This window comes from Pseudomonas entomophila (assembly GCF_013523125.1).
GTDB lineage: Bacteria > Pseudomonadota > Gammaproteobacteria > Pseudomonadales > Pseudomonadaceae > Aquipseudomonas > Aquipseudomonas entomophila_B.
In genome coordinates this window covers 40,512-63,890 of the sequence record NZ_JAAMQJ010000007.1, presented here as the reverse complement: position 1 = coordinate 63,890, position 23,379 = coordinate 40,512, and the positions used below count along the sequence as shown (strand labels likewise).

Sequence of the window (23,379 nt, the reverse complement as noted above, 5' to 3'; positions counted from 1 at the left end):
GCCTGACCGGACGCTATCGCTGGCAAGCCAGCTCCCACCCAGACCTCTGCAGCCGTCGGTGTAGCCATGGCCGCGCAAGCAGCTTGTGGGAGCGGGCTTGCCCGCGATGGCGTCCGACCAATCACCGCCTGCATCGCGGGCAAGCCCGCTCCCACACAGAGGCGAACCGCTCTGCCAGATCAGCAAGGTGGTCTACATCGTGTCAGGTGAAAACCTTGAAAGGCCTGACCTGCAAGGCGGGTCCAAGCCATGGCCCGCGCTGCACACGCCAAGCCCATACCCCACATCACCTCGCCGCGCCCGAGAACTCTCAGTACACTGCGTGTTCCAACCCCCACACTCCAGAACACGAGGTTTTCATGACGCTCAGTCCCTTGGCAGGCAAGCCAGCACCTTCCAGTGTGCTGGTAGACATTCCCCGCCTGTTGACCGCCTATTACACCCACCGCCCTGACGCCAGCGTGGCCGCTCAGCGGGTGGCGTTCGGCACCTCGGGCCATCGTGGCACCTCGTTGGAATCGAGCTTCAACGAACATCACGTGCTGGCGATCACCCAGGCCATCTGCCTGTACCGCCAAGCCCAGGGCATCGACGGCCCGGTGTTCATCGGCGCCGACACCCATGCCCTGTCCGCACCGGCTGCCGCCAGCGCGCTGGAAGTGCTCGCCGCCAATGGCGTGCAGGTCAGGCTGTCCAAGGACGACGAGTACACCCCGACCCCGGCGGTGTCCCACGCGATCCTCTGCTACAACCGCGACCGCCAGCAGGGCCTGGCCGACGGCATCGTCATCACCCCGTCGCACAACCCGCCGCAGAGTGGCGGCTTCAAGTACAACCCGCCCAATGGCGGCCCGGCCGACAGCGACGTGACCAAGTGGATCGAGGCCAAGGCCAACGAACTGCTGGCTGCAGGCCTGGAAGGCGTCAAGCGCATGGACCACGGCCAGGCCCTGGCCGCACCGACCACCCAGCGCCATGACTACATCACCCATTACGTCGAGGACCTGCAGCACGTCATCGACTTCGACGTCATCCGCCAGGCCAACCTGCGCCTGGGCGTGGACCCCTTGGGCGGTGCCGGCGTCCATTACTGGCAGGCCATCGCCGACCGTTACCAGTTGAACCTCGAGGTGGTCAACACCGAGGTCGACCCGACCTTCCGCTTCATGACCGTCGACTGGGATGGCCAGATCCGCATGGACCCGTCCTCGCCGCACGCCATGCAGGGCCTGATCGGCCTGCGCGAGCGCTTCGACGTGGCCTTCGCCTGCGACCCGGACCACGACCGCCACGGCATCGTCACCGCCGACGGCCTGCTGGCGCCGAACAACTACCTGGCCGTGGCCATCGACTACCTGTTCCGTCACCGCCCGCAGTGGCGTGCCGACGCGGCCGTGGGCAAGACCGTGGTCAGCAGCGGCCTGATCGACCGCGTCACCGCGCAGCTGGGGCGTCGCCTGCACGAAGTGCCGGTCGGCTTCAAGTACTTCGCTCAAGGCTTGTTCGACGGCTCGCTGGGCTTCGGTGGGGAAGAGAGTGCAGGCGCGTCGTTCTTGCGGATGGACGGTGGCGTGTGGGCCACGGACAAGGACGGCCTGATTCCGGCCCTGCTGGCAGCCGAAATGACCGCCCGCACCGGCCGTACGCCGAGCCAAGCCTACGCCGACCTGACCGAGGCGCTGGGCCGCCCGTACGCCACCCGTGTCGAAGCCAAGGCCGATGCCCGGCAGAAGGCCCTGCTGAGCAAGCTGGCCCCCGAGCAGGTCACCTCGACCGAGCTGGCTGGCGAAGCCATCGAGCAGATCCTCAGCCACGCGCCGGGCAACGGCCAGGCCATCGGCGGTCTCAAGGTGATGACCACCAACGGCTGGTTCGCCGCGCGGCCGTCGGGCACCGAAGACATCTACAAGATCTACGCCGAAAGCTTCATCGACGAGGCGCACCTGCAGCGCCTGGTGGCAGAAGCCCAGGTGCTGGTCGACGCCGCCATCGCCTGATGGGGCCAGCGGGCCGCTTCGCTCGAAGCGGCCCGCACCACCGACCGGTATTCGACCAGGCGGCCGGGCGTCATGACCGCGCCGCCTTGATCGTCACCACGCCCTTGCCGGCCAGGGCGATCCTGATCACCGTTTCGTTCTCGACGCTGCACGGACCGACCGAGGCGTGCAAGCCTTCCTCTTCCGATACTGCCTGCACACGTGCATGAAGCGGCTGCCCCGTGGGGTCGATCAGGGCGTCGTAGGCCAGCAGCTCGACCTGTTCGATCAGTTGTCGACTGTGCTCGTCCGTCGCGCAGAAGAACAGCACGCCACTCAGATGAGGATCGTCGTCCGGGTTGTGCAGGTCATGATCGGCCAAGGCGCGCAGGGCAGTGCGCAGGGCTTGAAGGGCGGGGTCGTGGGTAGGCATGAGGGCAGGTTCTCACAGACGGTACGCCCGAGCCGGGCCAGGGCCTGATCATGGGCAGGCAGGGGGGGCATGGCAACGTTGTGGATTCCCAAGAGGTTGTAGGAAAAGGTTTAAGTGGCTAGCTGCAAGCTGCAAGTGGTCATAGCGGTGCGTCAGGTATCAGGTGCAGGAGTGGCGTGGCTGATCTTACGAGTCCTGTAGGCCCGATCGCGGCACAGGGGCCCCACACGTTGGATCGCATCGCTAAGCTGTCAGACCAGCGCGACTGAGCGGCCCCTGCGCCGCGATCGGGCCTGAAAGGCCCGCAAGATCAGTCAATCCTGCCTCGCCCCATGCACCATGCCCAACGCAACACCGTCCCAGCTTGCCGCTTGCCGCTTGCCGCTTGCCGCTTGCCGCTTGCCACTTGCCACTTGCCACTTCCCCCACCCCAACACAATTTTCACATCCCCTTGCTAGCATGCCCCCACCATCGACACATGAGGAAGGGTGAGTGGGCGTTCGTACGCGATGTGTCAAAGGCGTCATGCTGGTGTCCGCCGGCGTGGTGGTCAGTGCGCTGGGTTTCTTCGCCTGGCAAAGTTTCTACCCGGTCCAGGCCGCCAAGGGCTGGAGCGTGGAAGTGGTGCACCAGTCGGTCGACAAGGCCGCGTCGCTGGTACCGCTGGCCGACGGCAGCCTGCTGGTCAGCCGTGAGCTCAAGGATGGGCAGGGCAGCATCCTGCGCATCACGCCCGACGGTGAGCGGGAAGTGATGGTCAAGGGCCTGTCCAAGCCCGACGGCATGATCGCTGCACAAGGCGGCTGGGTGTTCAGCCAGGAAGGTGGCAAGGCACCGGTCAGTCTGTCGCGTGATGGGCAGATCACCCACCTGTTCGACGGCGAGAACGTGCAGGGTTTATGGAGCGATGCCCAGCACCTGTATGCAATCGAGGACCGCAAGGCCGAAGGCCGCCTGATGCGCTACGACTGGCGCACGGGTGCCCTCGACGTATTGCGCTCGGGACTGACCGAAGGCGAAGGCCTGACGCAGTGTGGCGATGGCCGTTTGCTCTACACCGAAAAGGCCGCTGGCCAGGTCCGTGCCTTGACCCCGGACGAGCGCGACCCGGTGGTGGTCGCCGGGTTGCGCAACCCGACGTTCCTGATGTGCGATCGGCGTGGACTGTGGATCAGCGAAGACTCCACCCACCGCGCCCGCTTGCTGCGCATCGACCCGCAGGGGCACCAGCACACGGTGCTGACGTTCCTCAAGGCGCCCCAGGCGATCGTGCCGGACGGCGAGGGCGGTTACCTGCTGGCCGAAGGCGGGCGTGACCGTATCCTGCACCTGACCCCGCCGACCGAGCAGCGTGACGCAACGGCGGTGGCCGAAGGCAAGCCAGGGGCGTGATCCCTATCGCCGCCCGGGCATTACAGAAAAGCCCCCCCTGTGGGGGCTTGCCCGCGATGCAGGCGGCGCCTGACAGGACCCTGTCGCTGGCAAGCCAGCTCCCACCCAGATCGCTGCAATCTGCCATGTAGGCATGGCTGCGCACGTAACCTGTGGGGCTTGCCCGCGATAGCGTCCGGCCCATCACCGCCTGCATCGCGGGCAAGCCCACATAAGGCGTGAACCGCTCTGCCAGATCAGCAATGCGGTCCACATCGTGTTAGGTAAAGACGTTGAAAGGCCCGGCCCGCTGGGCCTATAAAATCAACCACTCTGCGCCCTAGACCCTGAACTGATCCATCAACCCCTGCTGCTGGTTGGCCAGCCCATTGAGCGACTGGCTGACCCTCGCCGCTTCACCGGCCTGTTCGGACAGCGATTCGGTCACGTCGCGAATGGTGGCGATGTTGTGGTTGATCTCCTCGGCCACTGCGCTCTGTTCCTCGGCCGCGCTGGCGATCTGCAGGTTCATGTCGCTGATCACGCTGACCGCCTCGCCGATACGCTGCAAGGCGCTCACGGCATGGTTCACCTGCTCGACACTGTCCTGCGCCTGGCGGTGGCTGCCTTCCATGGCCGACACCACCTCGTGAGTGCCCGCCTGCAAGGCTTCGATGACCTGCCGGGTCTCTTCCACCGACTCCTGGGTACGCCGCGCCAGGTTGCGCACTTCGTCGGCGACCACGGCGAACCCGCGGCCGGCTTCACCGGCGCGGGCCGCCTCGATCGCGGCGTTGAGGGCCAACAGATTGGTCTGCTCGGCGATCGAACGGATCACCTCCAGCACGCTGCCGATCTGCTCGCTGTTGCGGGCCAGGCCACCGACCTGATCCATGGCGCTGTTCATCTCGTGGGCCAGGGCATCGATGCCGGTAGTGGTGCGGTCGATCACCGCCAGGCCTTCACGGGTCGCCTGGTCCGCTTCACGGGCCGCCTGCGCCGCCTGGGCGGCGCTGCGGGCAACGTCCTGGGCGGTGGCGCTCATTTCCTGCGACGCGGTGGCGGCCTGATCGACCTGGCGGAACTGCTGTTCCATGCCGGCGCTGGTCTGGCTGGCGATGGCCGCCGACTGCTCGGCGTTGCCACGCGCGGCAGTCACCGACTGCTTCACCTCGGCCACGATCGGCTGCAACTTGTCCAGGAAGCGGTTGAACCAGCCGGCCAGTTGGCCCAGCTCGTCCTGCTTGGCGTATTGCAGACGACGGGTGAGGTCGCCTTCGCCGCTGGCGATGTCCTTGAGCATCGCTGCCACGCCGAGGATCGGCCGGGTCACGCCGCGTGCCAGCAGCCAGACCAACAGCAGGCCCAGCAAAGCTGCGCCGATGCCCAGGGCCAGTTCCAGCCAGGTGCCCTGGGTGTTCAGCTGGTCGAGTTCCTGCTCCAGGGCGTCGGCCGGTTCGGTGAGCACCTGCTTGGGCGCGTCCAGCATCACGCCCCAGCGTTTGCCGCCGGGGATCGGCGCGAAGGTCGCCAGCACTTTCAGGTGATCGGTGTTCTGCAGCAGGCCCAGAGGCTTGCCTTCACCCAACAGGCGGGTCAGCTCGGCGCCCTGGGCGGTGTCCACCTGGTCGAAGCGCGTGGCCAGCTTGCTGGCATCGCCGCTGTAGCCGGCCAGCAGACCGCCCGGGCTGAGGATGCCGACCCGAGTGCGGCCTTCGTACAGGCCACGGCTGGCCTCCTCGCTGAGCGCTTGCAGGCTGTTCAGGTTGATGTCCACCGACAGGGTACCCAGCACCCGGTCGGCGACCAGTAGCGGGAACACGATGCTGGTCATCAGCACCTGCTGGCCTTCGACTTCATAGAAATAAGGCTCGCTCACGCACACCTCGCGCGTGCGATTCGGGCAGGCCCACCAGGTGTTGGCCGGCTCGCCGCTGGGGCCGACGCGGGTGTCGGTCATGTCGCTTTCCGGCAGGGTGGTGGCAGTCAGCTGACCGGCGCGCGGTTGCGACCAGTACAGCGCGAAGCGCCCCTGGGGGTTGCTGCCCAGGGCGGCCTGGTCGACGAACCGTGCATCCTGGTTGTCCAGCCCGTCCGGCTGGAACACCAGTGACAGGCCCAGCAACTCGGGTTTGCCACGCAGCGCGTTCTGCACGAGCGCGGCCAGTTCCTGACGCAGCTCGCGGGCATCGACGCCGCGCTTGCTGGCCTGCTCGCGCAGGAACAGCACCTGCCGCGCATAGCCTGCGCCGTAATGGTACGCCTCGGTGAACTGACGGCGGATGTTCTGGGCCTGCACCGTGCCCTGGGCCTCGATGCGCTCCTGGGCCGCCTGGGTCAGCATCTGCGTGCTGCTGGCCTTGACCAGGTCGCTGGTGTGAGCCATGCGGTAGAGAGACAGGCCGACCAGCAGCGTGACGATGGCCGCCAGGCATAGCCCGGCCAGCAGGGTGATCTTCCATTGGATGGACAGTTGACGCAGTGGCATGAAGCAAGCCCCTTGGTGAGTTTCAAATCGGCATGACGGCGTATCGGCCGCGCGCAGACAATCTTGATGGCCGTCATGACTTTGACATCCAGGGTGCCCTGCTTCAGAGTGTGCGCCCTTCGTGAAACCCGTTCCTGGGCCTTGGCGTGGTAGCCCGGGGCTGCCCCCGCGCCTGGCCGGACCGTTCGCAGCCTGTCGGCGCTTTCCTGGTCGCTGTGCGGTGTCACGGTTCCTCGGCGCTAACGTTCAGCCGTCCGCGAACGTCCAGGTACAGGCAAACTCGTCGCTTTTCATTCGTCGCAAGAGGTAGATCCGTTCATGAATGCAGTCATTGCCGCGGTCAGCGTCATGCTGGTGCTGAGCCTGTCCCGCGTGCACGTCGTCATCGCGCTGATCGTCGGTGCGCTGACCGGGGGCCTGGTCGGTGGGCTGGGCATCGAAGGCACGCTGGCGGCCTTCAACGGCGGCCTCGGAGGCGGTGCCACCGTGGCGCTGTCCTACGCGCTGCTCGGCGCCTTCGCCGTGGCCATCGCCAAGTCGGGGCTGGCTCATGCCCTGGCCGACCGTGCCCTGCGCATGATCGACCTGCAGGGGCATGCCGAGGGGGGCAAGGTCAAATGGTTGCTCATCGGCCTGCTGCTGATGGTCGCCATCGCTTCGCAGAACGTGTTGCCGATCCACATCGCCTTCATCCCGCTGCTGGTGCCGCCGCTGCTGTACGTGATCACCCGGCTGAAGATCGACCGGCGCCTGATCGCCTGCGTGATGACCTTCGGCCTGATCACCCCGTACATCTTCCTGCCGGTGGGCTTCGGCAACATCTTCCTCAACCAGATCCTGCTGGCCAACGTCAGCCGCGCCGGGGTCGACGTCAGCGGCATCAACGTCACCCATGCCATGGCCCTGCCAGCGGCCGGCATGCTGGTCGGGCTGCTGGTGGCGGTGTTCGTCAGCTACCGACGCAAGCGCGAGTACGACCTGGCGCGCATCGAGCAGGTCGAACAGGTCGCCGTCCGCTACAACCCCATGACCCTGCTGGTGGCCGGCATCGCCATCGTCGCGGCGTTCGTCGTCCAGCTCTGGCTGGATTCGATGATCATCGGCGCCATGGCGGGCTTTTTGATCTTCTCGCTGTCGGGGATCGTGCGCTGGAAGGACACCGATGACCTGTTCACCGAAGGCATGAAGATGATGGCCATGATCGGTTTCATCCTGATCACCGCCTCGGGCTTCGCCGAGGTCATGAAGGCCACTGGCGACGTCCAGGCCTTGGTCACCAGCGCCGCCGAATGGATCAGCCACAGCAAAGGCGTCGGCGCCTTGCTGATGCTGCTGGTGGGGTTGCTGGTGACCATGGGCATCGGCTCGTCGTTCTCCACCGTGCCGATCCTGGCGGCGATCTTCGTGCCGCTGTGCGTGCAGCTGGGCTTCGACCCGCTGGCCACCGTGTGCATCGTCGGCACCGCCGGCGCCTTGGGCGATGCCGGCTCGCCGGCGTCCGACTCGACCCTCGGCCCGACCTCGGGGCTCAATGTCGATGGGCAGCATCACCATATCTGGGACACTGTGGTGCCGACCTTCATCCACTACAACGTGCCGCTGCTGGCCTTCGGCTGGCTGGCGGCGATGGTGCTCTGAGCGCGTCGTCAGCCGCGTGAAGGGGCAGGGGAGATGCGGTTGAGGACGGTGCTGCCGTCCTGGCTGCGGGTCAGGTAGACCGGCAGCACCTTGGGCAGGGTGCGCACCAGGCCTTCGACGTCGTGGGTGCTGTAGGTACCGCTGATGCGGATCTGCCCCACGTTGCGGTCGGCCAGGCGCAGTGGCTTGGCCAGGTAGCGGTTGATCGAGGGCAGGGCCTCGGCCAGGGTCAGGTCGTCGAGCACCAGGCGCCCATTGCGCCAGGCCAGGCTGTCGCCGTTGTCTTCGGTCTGGCTCAGCTGCGGCTCGACGTCGCCGGTCTGGTAGTGCGCCTGCATGCCTGGGCCCAGGCGATAGCCGCCGGTGTCACCGTCGCTGCTGACCAGCACCGAACCTTCGACCAGCGTCACCCTGACCTGGTCCTGGTATTTCCAGACGTTGAAGCGCGTCCCGGTCACGCGCGTCTGGCCGCTGCCGGCGCGCACGATGAACGGGTGGGCACTGTCGTGCCTGACCTCGAAGAACGCCTCGCCCTTGACCAACGCCACCCGGCGTTGATCCTTGAAGTTGAAGAAGCGCAGCTCGCTGTCCAGGTTCAGTTCCACCTGGCTGCCGTCGCTCAGGCGAACGCTGCGGACCTGGTCGGTGCTTTGCAGGTGCTGGTAGCTGTTCGGCACCCAGCCTTGCTCCCAGCCGATCCAGGCGGCCAGCGGCAGCCCCAGGACGCCGATCATGGCTGCCGTCGCCAGGCGGCGCAGCGAGGTCGAACCCAGGCGTCGGCGGGGCTCGACCGGATCAGGCTCCAGCACGATGGGCGTGCGCGGCAGCAGGTCAGTGGTGTGCCAGATCTGCTCCATGGCGCGGTACTCGACGCCGTGCCGTGGGTCTTCCTCGAGCCAGCGGGTGAATGTCTGACGTTCGAGCGTGCTGCAGTCGGGCGCATGCAGGCGCATGCACCAGTACGCGGCCGCGTCGGTGATGGCGTCTTGTTCGCTGCAGGTCGGGCGGTCAGGGGTCATCGGAGCTCCATGTTTTGCGCATTCTACCTGGGGTGGATTGCCAGGGAGAACCGGGAACGCAGCGAATTGCTCTCATTTGAATTCTTTTTAGGGGGCAGGAGTACACCGCTGTCCCTGCCGAGCGCCGTCCATCGTCAGGTAGATAGCACACTAATCACCTGTTTGACATTCACTGCCTAAGCAGTAATATTTGCACACATATTTCAGCGTGTTTCTGACACCCATGGGCGATGAGGCCGATTGACTTCATGCTCAGGCGCGCCCAAGCACGATGCAGATCGGTAGATCGTTCCCGCCTCCGCCAGGTGCCCTCTTGCCCCATTTCACACCCGAAAACTTCTCGCATTGTGCCATCGGCCTGCTGCTGGGCCGTGCCGCGCTGCTCAAGGACCGTGTCCTCGATGGTCACCTCGAGCCCCACGGCGTCACGGCGGCGCAGTTCAAGGTGCTGATCATCGTGACCCAGTACCAGATCGATACGCCCGCCGAAGTGTGCCGTTACCTGGGCCTGGACAGCGGGTCGATGACGCGCATGCTCGACCGCCTGGAGCACAAGGGTCTGGTCCGACGGCAGCGCTGCCCGAGCGACCGGCGCGTGGTGCGCCTGGAGCTGACCGAGGAGGGCCAGGCCCTGGCCGATCGCCTGCCGGAGATCGGCGCGGCGGCGATGAACGACCTGGTCGGGGTGCTCGAGAGCGACGAGCTGCAGACCCTCGAGCGCCTGCTGGCCAAGGTGCTGTGCAACGCCGGTGACCCATTGACCCTGCGCCGCTTCGGCGATCGCTGACACTTTCCTGATTCGACTTCTTCCCCAAGGTATCGCCATGGCCACTCCCGCGGACACTTCTTCTACTCCCCCGGCGCCCCAGTCCTCGCGCAAGCGCAAGGTGCTGCTGCTGGGCCTGCTGTTGCTCGTGATCCTTGGCGCAGCCGGCTTCTGGGCCTGGTATTCGCTCGTCGGCCGCTGGTACGAGAGTACCGACGATGCCTACGTCAGCGGCAACGTGGTCGAGATCACCCCCCTGGTGACCGGCACCGTGACCCGCATCGGTGCCGACGACGGCGACCTGGTGCAGGCCGGCCAGGTACTGCTCACCTTCGACCCGAGCGACAGCGAAGTGGCCTTGCAGTCGGCCGAGGCCAACCTGGCCCGTACCGTGCGCCAGGTGCGTGGCCTGTACAGCAACGTCGATGCGCTCAAGGCCCAGGTGCAAAGCCGCCAGGCCCAGCTGAAGACGGCCCGCGACAACTACGGCCGACGCAAGGAGCTGGCCTCCAGCGGTGCCATCGCCGCCGAAGAGCTGTCGCACGCCCAGGATGACCTGACCAGTGCGCAAAGCGCCCTGGACAACGCCCGTCAGCAGTTGGCCACCAGCACGGCCCTGGTCGACGACACCGTGGTGGCCTCTCACCCTGACGTGATGGCCGCCGCTGCCGACCTGCGCCAGGCCTACCTCGCCCATGCCCGTACCACCCTGGTGGCCCCGGTGACCGGCCACGTCGCCAAGCGCACCGTGCAGCTGGGCCAGCGCCTGCAACCGGGTGCGGCGACCATGGCGGTGATCCCGCTGGACGAGGTGTGGATCGACGCCAACTTCAAAGAGACCCAACTGCGCGACATGCGCATCGGCCAGCCGGTGGAGGTGACCGCCGACCTGTACGGCGACGACATCGTCTACAAGGGCACGGTCGAGAGCCTGGGCGCCGGGACCGGCAGCGCCTTCGCCCTGCTGCCGGCACAGAACGCTACCGGCAACTGGATCAAGATCGTCCAGCGCGTACCGGTGCGCATCCACCTGGACCGTGAGCGGCTGCAGCAGCATCCGCTGCGCATCGGCCTGTCCACCGTGGCCGAGGTCGACCTGCACGATCAGAGCGGCCCGACCCTGGCCCAGCAACCGCCACGACAAGCGCCGTTCGCCACCCAGGTGTATGACCAGCAGCTGGCCGAGGCCGATCAGTTGATCGCCCGCCTGATCCGCGAGAACAGCGCCGCCCGCGGCAAGTCGGCGCCGCGATGAGCCAGAGCGCGCCGGCCCAGTTCACCCCGCCGAGCCTGCTGCTGACCACCATCGGTCTGTCGCTGGCCACCTTCATGCAGGTGCTCGACACGACGATTGCCAACGTCGCCTTGCCGACCATTTCCGGCAACCTGGGGGTCAGCTACGAGCAGGGCACCTGGGTGATCACCTCGTTCGCCGTCAGCAACGCCATCGCCTTGCCGCTGACTGGTTGGCTGAGCCGACGCTTCGGCGAGGTCAAGCTGTTCATCTGGGCCACCTTGCTGTTCGTGATCGCCTCGTTCCTCTGCGGCATCGCCCAGTCGATGCCCGAGCTGGTGGGCTTTCGCGTGCTGCAAGGGGTGGTCGCCGGGCCGTTGTACCCGATGACCCAAACCCTGCTGATCGCCGTCTACCCCCCGGCCAAGCGGGGCATGGCCCTGGCGCTGCTGGCGATGGTCACGGTGGTGGCACCGATTGCCGGGCCGATTCTGGGAGGCTGGATCACCGACAGCTACAGCTGGCCGTGGATCTTCTTCATCAACGTGCCGATCGGCCTGTTCGCCGCCGCCGTGGTGCGCCAGCAGATGCGCGACCGGCCGGTGGTCACCAGCCGCCAGCCGATGGATTACATCGGCCTGCTGACCTTGATCGTCGGGGTCGGCGCCTTGCAGGTGGTGCTCGACAAGGGCAACGACCTGGACTGGTTCGAGTCGCCGTTCATCATCGTCGGCAGTCTGATCTCGCTGGTGTTCCTGATCGGCTTCGTGATCTGGGAGCTGACCGATCGCCATCCGATCGTCAACCTGCGCCTGTTCGCCCACCGCAACTTCCGCGTCGGCACCCTCGTGCTGGTGGGTGGCTATGCCGGGTTCTTCGGCATCAACCTGATCCTGCCGCAGTGGTTGCAGACGCAGATGGGCTACACCGCCACCTGGGCAGGCCTGGCCGTGGCGCCGATCGGCCTGCTGCCGGTGATCATGTCGCCCTTCGTCGGCAAGTACGCCCACCGTTTCGACCTGCGCCTGCTGGCGGCGCTGGCGTTCCTCGCCATCGGTGGCAGTTGCTACATGCGCGCCGGGTTCACCGACCAGGTGGACTTCATGCACATCGCCCTGGTGCAGATGTTCATGGGGATCGGCGTGGCGCTGTTCTTCATGCCGACCCTGAGCATCCTGCTCTCGGACCTGCCGCCCCAGCAGATCGCCGACGGCTCGGGCCTGGCGACGTTCCTGCGTACCCTGGGCGGCAGCTTCGCCGCCTCGCTGACCACCTGGATCTGGATTCGCCGGGCCGATCAGCACCATGCGTACCTGAGCGAGCACATCAGCACCTATGACCCGGCGACCCGGCATGCGCTGGAGACCCTGGGGGGCGCCAACGGGCAGAGTTACGCCCAGCTGGAGCAGATCCTCAATGGCCAGGCGTACATGATGTCGACGGTGGATTACTTCATGTTGATGACCTGGGTGTTTGCCGGGTTGATCCTGCTGGTGTGGTTCGCCAAGCCCCCGTTCAGCGCCAAGCCGGCGCCGGGGTCGGGGGGGCATTGAGGCGAGGGGCTGTTCGGGTGCGTGATGCCTGAATAGGTGAAGGGGCGGGTTTTGCGGGCCCTGCGGGCCCGATCGCGGCACAGGGGCCGCTCCTACACCGGCCGCGGTGATACAGGCAGTCGCGGTCTCCTGTGTGGGCCCCTGCGCCGCGATCGGGCCCGCAGGGCCCGCACATCAGCCACCCGAAGCCGTCAGCCTATCCACACCTTGCCGCACCGTCCCTACACCATCGCCAACCGTTGCTTGCGCGTCGGCGCCGGAAACGCCCGGTCGATCGCCGCCAGATCCTGCGCCTCTAGCACCAGCGTACCCGCCGCAGCATTGAGCCGCACGTGCACCGGGTCCACCGCCTTCGGAATGGCGATCACCCCATCCTCACGCGTCACCCACGCCAGGCTCACCTGCGCCGGTGTCACACCATGCCGCTCGGCGATCTGCGCCAGCACCGGGTGCCCCAGCAACTGGCCCGCCTGGGCCAAGGGGCAGTAGGCCATGGTCGGCAAATGCCGCGCCCGGCTCCAAGGCAGCAGGTCGAACTCGATCCCGCGCGCCACCGGGTTGTACAGCACCTGGTTGGTCGCGCAGTCCGGATTGTCCAACGCTTCCAGATCACCGACATCGAAGTTCGACACCCCCCAGCGGCCGATCTTGCCCTGCTCGCGCAACCGCTCGAAGGCCTCCACGGTCTCCTCCAGCGGGTAGCGGCCGCGCCAGTGCAGCAGGTAGAGGTCGATGTGCTCGGTGCCCAGCCGCCGCAGGCTGCGTTCGCAGGCCGCGGCCACGCCTTGGCGGCCGGCATTGTGCGGATAGACCTTGCTGACCAGGGTCACCTGGTCGCGACGCCCGGCGATGGCCTGGCCGACCACCGTCTCGGCGCCGCCTTCGGCGTACATCTCCGCCGTGTCGATCAAGGTCATGCCATACTCGATGCCCCGCTGCAGGGCGGTCACCTCGGCCGCGCGGCGGGCCGGGTCCTCGCCCATGTACCAGGTGCCCTGGCCGATCACCGGCACCGTCCGGCCGGCAAGCTTCACGTGACGCATGTCCACCTCCTGCAATCCTCTATTGGCGTGGCAGTGGACAGCACGATACGAACGATGCTCCCTTCAGCGGCCGCGACGGCGCGACGCACGGGCCTCGATGTTCTTGCGCCCGATCAACAGGGCAGGGGTGTCCACCACCGGGTCGTCAGCCAGCCACTTGTACATCACCAGGCCATCGACCAGCCCCAGCCGGGCATGCCGGAACACCCGCGGCAGGCGTCCGACGGTGTCGAAGCCAAGCGTGGTCCACAGCGCCACCGCTACGTCGTTGGTGGCCACCACGCAGTTGAACTGCAAGGCCAGCAAGCCTTCCTGACGGGCCAGCTTCTGCGAGTGCTCGCACATCGCCCGAGCCACACCGCGGCCGCGCCCGGATTCGCAAACCATGTAGCCGCAGTTGCCGACGTGGGCACCAGGACCGGCGGCGTTGCGCTTGAGGTAGTAGCTGCCCAGCAGCTGGCCGTCCGCTTCGGCGACCAAGGTGCGCAGAGGCAGCTCGAGCCACAGCTGTCGGGCCTGCTCGAACGTCATCGCCGGGTCCAGGGCGTAGGTGTCGCCGGCGGCGACGATGGCCTGGAAGGTCGGCCAGAAGCGCACGAAGTCGTCCTCGGTCATGGGGCGGATATGGATCATGGGGGCTCCGTGGAGAGGTGAGCGTCGAGGGGGTGTCGCACCCAGGGCGTGCCTGCCGGTATGCCTGGGTGCGACACGCGAGTGGCCGGGGCTCAGTTGCCGGAAACGGTGCGGCCTTCGGAGAACGCCACCAGGCCATCGCCTTCCAGCCGGTAGCGGATCCACTCGTTCTGCGCCTTGGCACCGACCGCCTCGTAGAACCCGATCGCCGGGGTGTTCCAGTCCAGCACGCTCCACTCCAGACGGCCACAGCCATTGGCCACCGCTTCGCGGGCGATGTGTTGCAGCAGCGTGCGTCCGGCGCCGCCCCCGCGTTGCTCGGGCGTGACGTACAGGTCTTCCAGGTAGATGCCGCGGCGGCCCAGCCAGGTGGAGTAGCTGTAGAAGTACACGGCGAAGCCGATCGCCTGGCCGTCGCGCTCGCAGATCAGGCTGCGCGTCGTGGCGCCTTCGTCGAACAACGTGCGCTCGATGTCAGCTTCGGTTGCGATCACTTCATGGCGAGCGTGTTCGTACTCGGCCAGCTCGGTGATGAAGGACAGGATCTGCGCGGCGTCGGCACGGCGGGCGGGGCGAATGGACAGGCTCATGGGTCAACTTCCTGGTTGGACAGCCTGCCATGGTAGCGACCCTCATCACGCTTGCCGAGCGTAGAGGCGCACATTGGCGCATATGTCACAAGATCCGATCGGTACAGTGAAGTGTATGGCTTCGATAGTGTGCAACTGTATGGGTCCGGCGCGTCTGGCGTCCAGTACGGTAGAACGACGCCAACTAAACGCTCTGGAACACGCCGCCATGCTCGATTCCTTCGACCTGCTCAGCGCCTTCGTGCTGTTCGCCTTCGTCTCCTCGATCACCCCGGGGCCCAACAACACCATGCTGTTGGCCTCGGGTGTCAACTTCGGCGTGCGTCGCTCGATCCCTCACGCTCTGGGGATCAGCCTGGGCTTCATGGTGCTGGTGCTGGCAGTGGGCTTCGGGTTGGGCGAGGTGTTCAAGGCCTGGCCACCGGCCTACACCGCCTTGCGTTTCGCGGGCGCCGCCTACCTGCTGTACCTGGCCTGGAAGATCGCCACCTCCGGGCCGATGGCCAACGACGCGCCTGGTACCCGCAAGCCCCTGAGCTTCTTCGGCGCGGCAGCCTTCCAGTGGGTCAACCCCAAGGCCTGGGTCATGGCGATCGGCGCGATCACCACCTACACGCCAGCCCAGGGCTACGTGATGAACGTCATCGTCATCGCCGCGCTGTTCGCCCTGGTCAACCTGCCGAGCGTGGGGATCTGGGTGATGTTCGGCAGCGCGCTGCGCAACCTGTTGCGCAACCCACGCTGGTTGACCCTGTTCAACCTGATGATGGCGGCGCTGCTGGTCATCTCGCTGTACCCCCTGCTGTTCATGGAGGCGAGTTTCTCCTGAGCGCCTGCCGCGAGGCGTCGGGGTTGGCCGGGCGGGGGAGTGGGGTATGATGCGCTCCCTTTCTTTCGAACGAGGCCCTGCCCATGTCCTTGAGCGCTGAACAGATCCGTGAGTACCGCGTCTTCGCCGAACGCCTGGCAGAGGCGGCCGCGGTGGCGATCCAGCCGTACTTTCGTGCCGAGCTGGCGGTCGAGGACAAGGGCGGGCGCTTGTACGATCCGGTCACTGTCGCCGACCAGGCCGCCGAAGACGCCATGCGTGCTCTGATCCAGGCGCAGTACCCCGAGCACGGCATCCTTGGCGAGGAACACGGCGCAGTCGTGGGCAGCAGCCCGCTGACCTGGGTGCTCGACCCCATCGACGGCACCCGCGCGTTCATCACCGGCCTGCCCTTGTGGGGCACTTTGATCGCCCTCAACGATGGCACCCGTCCGGTGCTCGGGGTGATGAACCAGCCGTTCACCGGGGAGCGCTTCATCGGCACGCCGGAAGGCGCCTGGCGGGGCGAGACCCTGCTCAGGACCCGGCGCTGCGCGGACCTGGCCTCGGCCACCCTGATGTGCACCACCCCCGACATGTTCGACACCTCGGCCCGCCGCCAGGCCTTCGACACGGTGGCCGGGCAGGCGCGGCTGATGCGTTACGGTGGGGACTGCTATGCCTATTGCATGCTGGCGTCGGGGTTCGTCGACGTGATCGTCGAGGCCAGCCTGCAGCCCTACGACGTGCAGGCCCTGATGCCGATCGTCGAGGGCGCGGGCGGCGTGATGACCGCCTGGGACGGCGGGACCGCGCAGCATGGGGGGTGCGTGGTGGCCTGTGGTGATCCGGCGCTGCATGAGCAGGTGGTGGCACTGTTGCGCGGGGCGTTGTGATTCGATGAGCAGTTGGCAGTGCTCAGAGGCTGTGTCGCTGAGCCATGTCTAGGGCCGCTTTGCGGCCCATCGCGGCACGGGGGCCGCTCCCACATGGGCCGCGATGACCTGTACCACTGCGGCGGGTGTGGTGCGGCCCCCGTGCCGCGATTGGGCTCGCAGGGCCAGGCCTTTCAACGTCTTTGAAAAAAGCCTCAGGATAGGATCATTGACTGCACCCATCGATTCACCGGCATGATACAGGCAAGCGCAGCCCTCCTGTGTGAGTCCGCCCGCCGCCTTGGCGCCGCGCTGTCGAGCAGAGAACATGACGATAGCTGGCAGGGTCCGGGGCTTTATTGCTGATCGATTTTAGGGCCGCTTTGCGGCCCATCGCGGCACAGGGGCCGCTCTACACCCGTAGCCCCCACCGCGGAATTGCAGGCCATCACTGCCCCCTGTGGGAGCGGCCCCTGTGCCGCGATTGGGCCCGCAGGGCCCACAAAGTCCTTAAATTATTTGCTTTAAAATCAACAAGATATTTTATGTTCTATGAGGGCGGGGTGAACCGCTCTGCCAGCTCATGCAGGCGCAATCGCAGCGCAAGGCGGCTCCTGCAGGGGAACGCGATTACGCTATCGTCGATCCGCCTTCATCCGCTCGATCACCGCCCACAGCCGTTCGTCCTCGAAATCGTCGATCACCAGGTCGGCCCCGGCTTCGCGCAGGTCCTCGGCGCGCTGCGTGGTGCACAGCGCCACGGTGAACACACCGGCCGCCTTGCCGGCTTTCACCCCCGGCAGCGAATCCTCGAACACCAGTGCCTGCCCAGGCTCGACGCCGAGGCGGGCCAGGCCGGTCTGGTAGGGCAGCGGGTCAGGCTTGGGTCGGGCGATGTCCTCGGCGGCCAGCACGTGCTCGAAGCGTGTGCGCAGTCCCATGGCCTCGAGCATGTGCTCGGCATTCAGGCGCGGGGCGTTGGTCACCACGCACAGGCCGATGCCCTGGGCCTTGGCTTCGTCCAGCAGGCGCACCAGCCCCGGCATCGGCGTCAGCTCGGGCGACAGTTCGCGGAACAACGCTTCCTTGTGCGCGGCCAGGGCCTGCTGGTGCTCGGCATCGAGGTCGGGGAACAGGCGGGCGAACAGCGGGCCGTTGCCCTGGCCGCTGATCTGCGCCTTGAACTGCGCTTCGCTGAGTTCACGCCCGTCGTGCTCGTGGAGCAGGCGCCGGAAGGCCTGCAGGTGCAGGGTGTCGGTATCGGTCATGGTGCCGTCGAGATCGAACAGCAAGGCGCTCAGCATCGGTTCTCCAGACAACGTCAGGGGCGGAAGGCCGACCATCATAGCGAATCTGGCCGGCGAAGGGGGCTGGTCAGCACGCCGCGAACAGGGTACAACCGTGCGCCATGGACACCTTGACCCCCAAACGCCAGGCGATTCTCGCCTTCATCCGCGAGCGCATCGTCGACCATGCCCAGCCGCCGAGCCTGGCCGACATCGCCGAGCGCTTCGGTTTCGCCTCGCGCAGCGTGGCGCGCAAGCACATCACCGCGCTGTGCCAGGCCGGTTTCATCCACGTCACGCCGAACCAGGCCCGTGGCATTCGTCTGGCCGAGCCGCTGCGTCGCCCGGAGATGCTCGAACTGCCTGTGCTCGGGCGGGTCGCGGCCGGTGCGCCGATCGGCCCGGACGTGGACCTTCACGAGCAGCTCCACGTCGACCCCAGCCTGTTCCGGCGTACCCCGGACTACCTGCTCAAGGTGCGCGGCGATTCGATGATCGGCGACGGCATCTGCGACGGCGACCTGGTCGGCATTCGTCAGCAGGGCGAGGCGCACGAGGGGCAGATCGTCGTCGCGCGTCTGGACGGCGAGGTGACCATCAAGCGCCTGCACCGCGGGCCGGACGGCTATCGCCTGCTGGCGCGAAACCCCGACTACCCGCCGATCGAGATCGGCCCGGAGCGCGAGTTCGTCATCGAAGGCATCTACTGCGGCCTGTTACGGCGCGACTGACCGCGCCGCCGGCGAGCGAGGTCAGGCCTTGTCCAGCAGCGAGCGGATGATCTGCCCGAGGGTCGCCATGGCCTGCTCCTCGACGGGCGTCCACGGCATGCCGTAGTTCAACCGGATGCAATGGGCGAACCCTCGGGTCGGCGAGAAGATCGGCCCGGGCGCCAGGCTGATGCCCTGGGCCAGGGCGATGCGAAACAGCGCGAGCGAGTCCACCTGTTCGGGCAGCTCCAGCCACAGGAAGTACCCACCACTGGGCTGGCTGACCCGCGTCTGGGACGGGAAGTACCGCGCCACTGCCGCGCGCATGCTGGCCTGCTGGCTTTCCAGGGCATGGCGCAGGCGTCGCAGGTGTCGGTCGTAGCCACCGTGCTGCAGATAATCGGCGATGGCCGCCTGGGCCGGCATCGAGGCGCACAGCGAGGTCATCAGCTTGAGCCGCTCGACCTGGGGTGCGAACCGCCCGGCCGCCACCCAGCCGATGCGGTAGCCCGGCGCCAGGCTCTTGGCGAACGAGCCGCAGTGCAGCACCAGCCCCTCGGTGTCGAATGCCTTGGCCGGCTTGGGCGCCTGCGCCGCGTAGTACAGCTCGGCGTAGACATCGTCCTCGATCAGTGGCACCTGATGCTCGCGCAGCAACGCCACCAGCGCCCGCTTGCGCGCCTCGGGCATGCTCGCGCCCATCGGGTTCTGGAAGTTGGTCATGCTCCACACCGCCTTGATCGGGTGGCTCTGCAGGGCCTGCGACAAGGCGTCCAAGTCCATGCCTTCGCGGGGGTGCACCGGGATCTCGATGGCCTTGAGCTTCAGGCGCTCGAGTATCTGCAGGCAGGCGTAGAAGGCCGGCGCCTCGATCGCCACCAGGTCGCCCGGCACGGTGACGGCCTGCAGGCACAGGTTCAACGCTTCCAGCGCGCCGTTGGTGATCAGCAGCTCTTCGATGGGCAGCACCAGCCCGCCGACCATGTAGCGCAGGGCGATCTGCCGACGCAGGTGCGGGTTGCCCGGCGACAGGTCGGTGACCACCACACGCGGATCCATGGCCCGGCTGGCGCTGGCCAGCGAACGCGCCAGGCGCTGCAACGGGAACAGCGTCGGGCGGGGGAAGGCCGAGCCGAAGGGCACGGTGGCCGGGTCCTTCATCGAGTCGAGGATGGAGAACACCAGGTCGCTGACGTCGACCTCGGTGGACTGGCGGGTCGGCGTGGGTTGCGACGGCTCGTGGAAGGGCTGCGCCGGGTGCGCGTTGACATAGTAGCCCGAGCGCGGTCGGGCGCGGATCAGGCCGCGGCGTTCGAGCAGGTAGTAGGCCTGGAACACCGTCGAAGGGCTGACCCCATGCGCCTGGCTGGCGTAACGCACCGAGGGCACTCGCTGGCCAGGGCCAAGCACGCCGGAGCGGATCAGTTCGGCGATGTCGTCGGCGAAGCGTTCGTAGCGTTTCATGGGCAGGCTCTGGGGCGACGGGGCGGAGAAAGATGACCGCACTATGCCCCGCCGATGCCGCGCAGTACAGATGCAGCTGGCGGCGTGGAAAGCGGATCAGATGCCTTCTGCCCCTGGCCACGGGCCGTAGTGCCACCCGGTCGGCGTCCAGAGCAGTTGGTGCGTCAGCGCCAGGGCCTCGAGGAAGTCAGCATCGTGGGCGCTCACGATCAACGCGCCCTTGAATTGCCTGAGCAGCTGCTCGACGGCCTCCAGGGCAGCAAGGTCGAGGTGGTTGTTGACTTCATCGAGCAACAGCAGCTGTGTGTTCTCGGGGCCACCGGCCAGCCAGGCGAGCGCTGCGCGCAGGCGTTCGCCGCCACTGAGCTGGCCGAAGGGTGTGGCCATCTGTCGAGCGTCGAGCCCTGCGTTGGCGAAGACCTGCCGCAGGCGGCCTTCCTCGGCCACGCCCACTGCCTGACGAAGCACCTGTTCGATGCACTGGTCGGCAGCGAACGTCTGCGCGTGCTGATCGACCAGGTCCGTCCGCGCGATGTGCCGTGCTTCGCCCCGGGTCGGCGCCAGTACGCCGGCCATGACCTTGAGCACGGTCGATTTGCCGCAGCCGTTGGGCCCGACCAGGCCCACCCGCACTGGGCCCTGCAGGATGAGATCAAGGCATCGGCTGGCAGCAGGGCCGTAAGGCAGCTCGCACTGCTTCAGCGCGACCACTTGCGCCGCGTTGGCGACCAGGCCGGTGGGGGTGGCCAGTTGGCTCGGGCGTACCGGTTCGACGTTTGCACTGGCCTGCTCGACCCGATCGTGTGCCGCCTGGCTGAGGCGTGCCTGCTGGATGCGCTGATGGCCACTGTACTGCTCGGCGCGCTCGGCCTGGGCGTTGGCGACGATGGCCGGGGTACCGATGGCACGCGCGACCTTGCGCCCGTGGCTGGCGCGTTGGGCCTCGCGCTGACGCGCGTTGGCCATCTGCGCTCGACGCGTTCACGGGCGGCGCGTGCCTTGACCAGGGCTGCCTGAGCGGTGGTCTGCTCGGCCTGGCGCTGCTCACGGTAGCGGCTGTAGCCGCCGCTGTAGGTCACCAAGGCATCGCTGCGCAGTTCCAGGATACGGTCGGCCTGTTCCAGCAAGGCACGGTCATGGGAGCTGACGATGCGGGTCTCGTTGCCCTGGGTCAGTTCCTCGTTCAGTTGCTGGCGCGCCGCGCGGTCCAGGTGGTTGGTCGGCTCGTCCAGAATCAGGACGCGCGCGCCGCCAAGGCGCAGCCCGGCCAGCATCAGGCGCACGGTTTCGCCACCGCTCAGGGCACTGCTGGGTCGGTCGAGCGGCAGATGGGCCAGGCCAAGCCGCGTCAGGCAAGCCTGAACGTCCCCGGGCAGGTTCCAGCGATCGTCGAGCAGGTCGAACAGTGCCGGGTCGCAGGCGCCGGCCTCGATCCGCGCCAGGGCTTCCAAGGCTGTGCGCACCCCCAGCAGGTCGGCGACGGTGCCGCCGATCGGCGTCAGCCATTGCGGCAGGTAGCCAGGGCTGCCGGCGCACTGCACGCTGCCCTCGCTGGGCGCCAGACGTCCCGCCATGAGGCCTGCCAGCATCGACTTGCCGCTGCCGTTGGGGCCGACGATGCCGGTGAATTGGCGGCAGAAGGTCGCATTCAGGCCTGAGAACAAGGCTCTGCCATCCGGCAGGCGCAGGGTGAGGTCCTTGATGATCAAGGTAGCGGTGTCGTGGCTCATGGAGGCTCCCGATCCGATGGGTGCTGGCGCCACGTCGTGCTGCGTTCGTGACAGAGGGAGACAACGTGCGGTGGGCACGTCTCTGGCCGAAGATACCGGGTCGATGCTAGGACATAAGCGCTTCAGAGGGAAGTGAGTCGTGGGGACCTGCGGTTTCGGCGTGGCGGAATTCACGGCCCTGCCAAGGGCCGCCAGCTCAGCGCTGCCGTCCGTTCAGGCTCGACCCATGCTCACGCAAACTGCCCATACCGCCCATTGGAATACAGCAACGGCGCATGCGCCGAGTGCCAGCAATGCTGCACCTCGGCAATGATCACCAGGTGCGAACCGACCTGGGACAACTCGCGCACCTCGCAGTCGAACCCGGCGCTGCTCGCCTCCAGTGCCGGATTGCCGCTGGGCAGGCGGTGCCAGGCGTGTTCGCCGAAGCGCTGTTCAGGTGGCAGGCGCCCGGCGAAGTCGCTGGCCAGCTCCTGGGCGTCGGCGCGGAGCACGTTGACGCAGAAGCGCCGCTGCGCAAGCAGGTGGGCGTGCAGGCTCGCCGACTGGTTGATGGCGATCAGCACCGTCGGTGGGTCGGCGGTGATCGAGGTGAAGGCCGTGGCGGTCATGCCATAGTCGCCGTCGTCAGCGGCGCAGGTGATCACGTTCACCGAGGCGGCGGTATTGCGCATGGCCTGCTTGAAGGCGGTAGGGTCGAGCAGCGGAGCGGTCGGGCGTTCGAGGGCATGGACGGTCATGGGAAGGCTCGTGATCTGGAGTGAAGGGCTGCGCACGAGGCGGTGCCCAGGACAAGGTAGGCACCTTAGGACGATTCGAAACACTTTGTAAAATGCCTGTCGGGCCTATGCTGATAACCATCGTGTGCATAGAAAGGGATGAAGACTATGCGTCGTGCAGGGAGTGCGAACCACTACCGGCTTCCCAGGTTCCAATGGATTGGCATCTCACAGAAAAGGAAAACCCCATGAACCCCGAAACAGCTGGTACCGAAGAGCAAGGCCCGAGTGGCGTTCCCTTCATCAACGACCCGGAAAAACCGGCCTCGCGTCGGCAGGTCAACGAGAATGAGCCGGAGGACGAGGACGTGCAGGACGAGATGCCGTCCTGAAACGGATCTGGTCAAGGTGAGTGGATGGGCAGATTGCTGCGGCATGCTTAACATCTAGCAGTGCCTGCACCGCCGTCATCGCTGGCAAGCCAGCTCCCACGGGTAGGCTGGGCGATCGAGGGCTTCAGGTGGTCTGGGGCAGTGCCTGCACTGCTGTCATCGTTGGCAAGCGTGCTCTCGCAAAAGTCTTGGACGATCGCGGATCGGCAGGTAAATGGAGGTGGCCCTGGCAACCAGGCCGGTGTGGGAGTCGGCTTGCCGACGATGAGGGCCGAATCTTCGCCGCTGTCATTACAGGGAGGGCGCAGGCTGTCAAAAGGTGATGGCGAGAGCTGCGGTAGGAATAAGCGCCATGGCCCTACAGGCAGCATGGCGCGCGGGCGTCAGCGGTTGAGCTTGCGCTCCACCTCGGCCGTCTTTTCATTGAGGGCTTCGGTGTTCTGCTCCATCACCTTGGTGCCTACGGGCGGCACCACTTCACCGGCGGTCCTGACCGCGCCACGGTCTTCGCGCATCACGCGTTCGGCCACGTTGACCTCTTTGCCATCGACATCGGTCGGGACGGCGTCGTTCGGGCGTTGCGAGGTGTCTTTGTCATCGCTCATGCTGGCTCTCCAGTGTTCGGTTAAGCGTTAGAGACGCGCACGCCC

General features: G+C 66.8%; 22 protein-coding genes and 1 pseudogene. 10 read left to right on the top strand and 13 right to left on the bottom strand.

What is annotated here, in order from left to right:
• The first annotated feature begins 359 nt into the window (after nt 1-359).
• Entirely contained in the window at nt 360-1,997 is a 1,638-nt protein-coding gene (gene pgm, locus G7007_RS06210) for a phosphoglucomutase (alpha-D-glucose-1,6-bisphosphate-dependent) (RefSeq protein WP_181099994.1), read from the top strand.
• A gap of 70 nt (nt 1,998-2,067) precedes the next feature.
• On the opposite strand, the gene G7007_RS06205 is transcribed toward pgm, so the two are convergent.
• Complete coding sequence (locus tag G7007_RS06205) at nt 2,068-2,409, bottom strand: hypothetical protein (RefSeq protein ID WP_181099992.1); 342 nt, start codon at nt 2,407-2,409, stop codon at nt 2,068-2,070.
• Between the two features lie 526 nt (nt 2,410-2,935).
• Here G7007_RS06205 and G7007_RS06200 point away from each other — a divergent pair.
• Complete coding sequence (locus G7007_RS06200; protein ID WP_181100100.1) at nt 2,936-3,802, top strand: hypothetical protein; 867 nt, start codon at nt 2,936-2,938, stop codon at nt 3,800-3,802.
• Between the two features lie 319 nt (nt 3,803-4,121).
• Here G7007_RS06200 and G7007_RS22495 read toward each other — a convergent pair whose 3' ends face one another.
• Nucleotides 4,122-4,877, bottom strand: a complete 756-nt coding sequence (locus tag G7007_RS22495; RefSeq protein WP_375139479.1) for a methyl-accepting chemotaxis protein — start codon at nt 4,875-4,877, stop codon at nt 4,122-4,124.
• A gap of 102 nt (nt 4,878-4,979) precedes the next feature.
• Nucleotides 4,980-6,125: pseudogene (locus G7007_RS22490) on the bottom strand (PDC sensor domain-containing protein); the annotation flags it as partial.
• A 462-nt stretch (nt 6,126-6,587) separates the two neighbouring features.
• On the opposite strand from G7007_RS22490, the gene G7007_RS06190 reads away from it, so the two are divergent.
• Nucleotides 6,588-7,907, top strand: a complete 1,320-nt coding sequence (locus tag G7007_RS06190; protein ID WP_181099988.1) for a Na+/H+ antiporter family protein — start codon at nt 6,588-6,590, stop codon at nt 7,905-7,907.
• Between the two features lie 8 nt (nt 7,908-7,915).
• Here the strand turns inward: G7007_RS06190 and G7007_RS06185 are convergent, their stop codons facing one another.
• Complete coding sequence (locus G7007_RS06185; protein WP_181099986.1) at nt 7,916-8,926, bottom strand: FecR family protein; 1,011 nt, start codon at nt 8,924-8,926, stop codon at nt 7,916-7,918.
• Nucleotides 8,927-9,239: 313 nt separating this feature from the next.
• Between G7007_RS06185 and G7007_RS06180 the strand changes: the two genes are divergently transcribed.
• From G7007_RS06180 to G7007_RS06170, 3 genes are read left to right on the top strand one after another with little or no spacing between them, the layout of a single operon-like run.
• Nucleotides 9,240-9,713, top strand: a complete 474-nt coding sequence (locus G7007_RS06180) for a MarR family winged helix-turn-helix transcriptional regulator (RefSeq protein WP_181099984.1) — start codon at nt 9,240-9,242, stop codon at nt 9,711-9,713.
• 37 nt (nt 9,714-9,750) lie between these two features.
• Nucleotides 9,751-10,947 (top strand): HlyD family secretion protein, encoded by a 1,197-nt coding sequence (locus tag G7007_RS06175; RefSeq protein WP_181099982.1) that lies wholly within the window; start codon nt 9,751-9,753, stop codon nt 10,945-10,947.
• Nucleotides 10,944-12,479, top strand: a complete 1,536-nt coding sequence (locus tag G7007_RS06170) for a DHA2 family efflux MFS transporter permease subunit (protein WP_181099980.1) — start codon at nt 10,944-10,946, stop codon at nt 12,477-12,479. Before G7007_RS06175 ends, G7007_RS06170 begins: the two co-directional genes overlap by 4 nt.
• A 221-nt stretch (nt 12,480-12,700) precedes the next feature.
• Here the strand turns inward: G7007_RS06170 and G7007_RS06165 are convergent, their stop codons facing one another.
• The 3 genes from G7007_RS06165 to G7007_RS06155 form a co-directional block, all read right to left on the bottom strand.
• A complete protein-coding gene (locus tag G7007_RS06165; RefSeq protein WP_181099978.1) occupies nt 12,701-13,522 on the bottom strand; it encodes an aldo/keto reductase in 822 nt (273 codons plus the stop codon).
• A 63-nt stretch (nt 13,523-13,585) separates the two neighbouring features.
• A complete protein-coding gene (locus tag G7007_RS06160) occupies nt 13,586-14,155 on the bottom strand; it encodes a GNAT family N-acetyltransferase (protein ID WP_181099976.1) in 570 nt (189 codons plus the stop codon).
• A 92-nt stretch (nt 14,156-14,247) separates the two neighbouring features.
• The gene (locus tag G7007_RS06155; RefSeq protein ID WP_181099974.1) at nt 14,248-14,745 is read right to left on the bottom strand and encodes a GNAT family N-acetyltransferase; all 498 of its coding nucleotides are present in this window, start codon (nt 14,743-14,745) and stop codon (nt 14,248-14,250) included.
• A 208-nt stretch (nt 14,746-14,953) separates the two neighbouring features.
• On the opposite strand from G7007_RS06155, the gene G7007_RS06150 reads away from it, so the two are divergent.
• Together G7007_RS06150 and hisN are read left to right on the top strand one after the other, a co-directional pair.
• Nucleotides 14,954-15,574: a LysE family translocator gene (locus G7007_RS06150; protein WP_181099972.1), complete on the top strand. Its 621-nt coding sequence runs from the start codon at nt 14,954-14,956 to the stop codon at nt 15,572-15,574.
• A gap of 83 nt (nt 15,575-15,657) precedes the next feature.
• Nucleotides 15,658-16,449, top strand: coding sequence for a histidinol-phosphatase (gene hisN, locus G7007_RS06145; RefSeq protein ID WP_181099970.1), 792 nt, complete (start codon nt 15,658-15,660; stop codon nt 16,447-16,449).
• Between the two features lie 614 nt (nt 16,450-17,063).
• Here the strand turns inward: hisN and G7007_RS06140 are convergent.
• On the bottom strand, nt 17,064-17,732 hold the full coding sequence (locus G7007_RS06140) for an HAD family hydrolase (protein ID WP_181099968.1): 669 nt from the start codon (nt 17,730-17,732) through the stop codon (nt 17,064-17,066).
• A gap of 104 nt (nt 17,733-17,836) precedes the next feature.
• On the opposite strand from G7007_RS06140, the gene lexA reads away from it, so the two are divergent.
• Nucleotides 17,837-18,445: a transcriptional repressor LexA gene (gene lexA / locus G7007_RS06135; protein ID WP_181099966.1), complete on the top strand. Its 609-nt coding sequence runs from the start codon at nt 17,837-17,839 to the stop codon at nt 18,443-18,445.
• A 21-nt stretch (nt 18,446-18,466) separates the two neighbouring features.
• Here the strand turns inward: lexA and mapR are convergent, their stop codons facing one another.
• The 4 genes from mapR to G7007_RS06120 form a co-directional block, all read right to left on the bottom strand.
• Nucleotides 18,467-19,888 carry a GntR family transcriptional regulator MpaR gene (gene mapR, locus G7007_RS06130; RefSeq protein ID WP_181099965.1) on the bottom strand — a complete coding sequence of 474 codons (1,422 nt, stop codon included), beginning with the start codon at nt 19,886-19,888 and terminating at the stop codon, nt 18,467-18,469.
• Nucleotides 19,889-19,984: 96 nt separating this feature from the next.
• Nucleotides 19,985-20,599: an ATP-binding cassette domain-containing protein gene (locus G7007_RS22125; protein WP_308852280.1), complete on the bottom strand. Its 615-nt coding sequence runs from the start codon at nt 20,597-20,599 to the stop codon at nt 19,985-19,987.
• Nucleotides 20,587-21,618 carry an ATP-binding cassette domain-containing protein gene (locus tag G7007_RS22120; protein ID WP_258198496.1) on the bottom strand — a complete coding sequence of 344 codons (1,032 nt, stop codon included), beginning with the start codon at nt 21,616-21,618 and terminating at the stop codon, nt 20,587-20,589. Before G7007_RS22120 ends, G7007_RS22125 begins: the two co-directional genes overlap by 13 nt.
• 230 nt (nt 21,619-21,848) lie before the next feature.
• Nucleotides 21,849-22,358, bottom strand: a complete 510-nt coding sequence (locus G7007_RS06120; protein WP_181099963.1) for a flavin reductase family protein — start codon at nt 22,356-22,358, stop codon at nt 21,849-21,851.
• 227 nt (nt 22,359-22,585) lie between these two features.
• Here G7007_RS06120 and G7007_RS06115 point away from each other — a divergent pair, with 227 nt between their 5' ends.
• Nucleotides 22,586-22,729: a hypothetical protein gene (locus tag G7007_RS06115; protein ID WP_181099961.1), complete on the top strand. Its 144-nt coding sequence runs from the start codon at nt 22,586-22,588 to the stop codon at nt 22,727-22,729.
• A 383-nt stretch (nt 22,730-23,112) separates the two neighbouring features.
• Here the strand turns inward: G7007_RS06115 and G7007_RS06110 are convergent, their stop codons facing one another.
• A complete protein-coding gene (locus G7007_RS06110; RefSeq protein WP_181099959.1) occupies nt 23,113-23,334 on the bottom strand; it encodes a hypothetical protein in 222 nt (73 codons plus the stop codon).
• Nucleotides 23,335-23,379: the final 45 nt, after the last annotated feature.

Bases quoted from the DNA above. Each gene is read 5' to 3' on its own strand.
- G7007_RS06200 (WP_181100100.1), top strand. From the start codon at position 2,936: ATGCTGGTGTCCGCCGGCGTGGTGGTCAGTGCGCTGGGTTTCTTCGCC.
- G7007_RS22120 (WP_258198496.1), bottom strand. From the start codon at position 21,618: ATGAGCCACGACACCGCTACCTTGATCATCAAGGACCTCACCCTGCGC.
- G7007_RS06170 (WP_181099980.1), top strand. From the start codon at position 10,944: ATGAGCCAGAGCGCGCCGGCCCAGTTCACCCCGCCGAGCCTGCTGCTG.
- G7007_RS06110 (WP_181099959.1), bottom strand. From the start codon at position 23,334: ATGAGCGATGACAAAGACACCTCGCAACGCCCGAACGACGCCGTCCCG.
- G7007_RS06115 (WP_181099961.1), top strand. From the start codon at position 22,586: ATGAACCCCGAAACAGCTGGTACCGAAGAGCAAGGCCCGAGTGGCGTT.
- G7007_RS06160 (WP_181099976.1), bottom strand. From the start codon at position 14,155: ATGATCCATATCCGCCCCATGACCGAGGACGACTTCGTGCGCTTCTGG.
- G7007_RS06150 (WP_181099972.1), top strand. From the start codon at position 14,954: ATGCTCGATTCCTTCGACCTGCTCAGCGCCTTCGTGCTGTTCGCCTTC.
- G7007_RS06185 (WP_181099986.1), bottom strand. From the start codon at position 8,926: ATGACCCCTGACCGCCCGACCTGCAGCGAACAAGACGCCATCACCGAC.
- G7007_RS06120 (WP_181099963.1), bottom strand. From the start codon at position 22,358: ATGACCGTCCATGCCCTCGAACGCCCGACCGCTCCGCTGCTCGACCCT.
- G7007_RS06175 (WP_181099982.1), top strand. From the start codon at position 9,751: ATGGCCACTCCCGCGGACACTTCTTCTACTCCCCCGGCGCCCCAGTCC.
- hisN (WP_181099970.1), top strand. From the start codon at position 15,658: ATGTCCTTGAGCGCTGAACAGATCCGTGAGTACCGCGTCTTCGCCGAA.
- mapR (WP_181099965.1), bottom strand. From the start codon at position 19,888: ATGAAACGCTACGAACGCTTCGCCGACGACATCGCCGAACTGATCCGC.
- G7007_RS06140 (WP_181099968.1), bottom strand. From the start codon at position 17,732: ATGCTGAGCGCCTTGCTGTTCGATCTCGACGGCACCATGACCGATACC.
- G7007_RS06205 (WP_181099992.1), bottom strand. From the start codon at position 2,409: ATGCCTACCCACGACCCCGCCCTTCAAGCCCTGCGCACTGCCCTGCGC.
- lexA (WP_181099966.1), top strand. From the start codon at position 17,837: ATGGACACCTTGACCCCCAAACGCCAGGCGATTCTCGCCTTCATCCGC.
- G7007_RS06190 (WP_181099988.1), top strand. From the start codon at position 6,588: ATGAATGCAGTCATTGCCGCGGTCAGCGTCATGCTGGTGCTGAGCCTG.
- pgm (WP_181099994.1), top strand. From the start codon at position 360: ATGACGCTCAGTCCCTTGGCAGGCAAGCCAGCACCTTCCAGTGTGCTG.
- G7007_RS06155 (WP_181099974.1), bottom strand. From the start codon at position 14,745: ATGAGCCTGTCCATTCGCCCCGCCCGCCGTGCCGACGCCGCGCAGATC.
- G7007_RS22495 (WP_375139479.1), bottom strand. From the start codon at position 4,877: ATGGAACAGCAGTTCCGCCAGGTCGATCAGGCCGCCACCGCGTCGCAG.
- G7007_RS06165 (WP_181099978.1), bottom strand. From the start codon at position 13,522: ATGCGTCACGTGAAGCTTGCCGGCCGGACGGTGCCGGTGATCGGCCAG.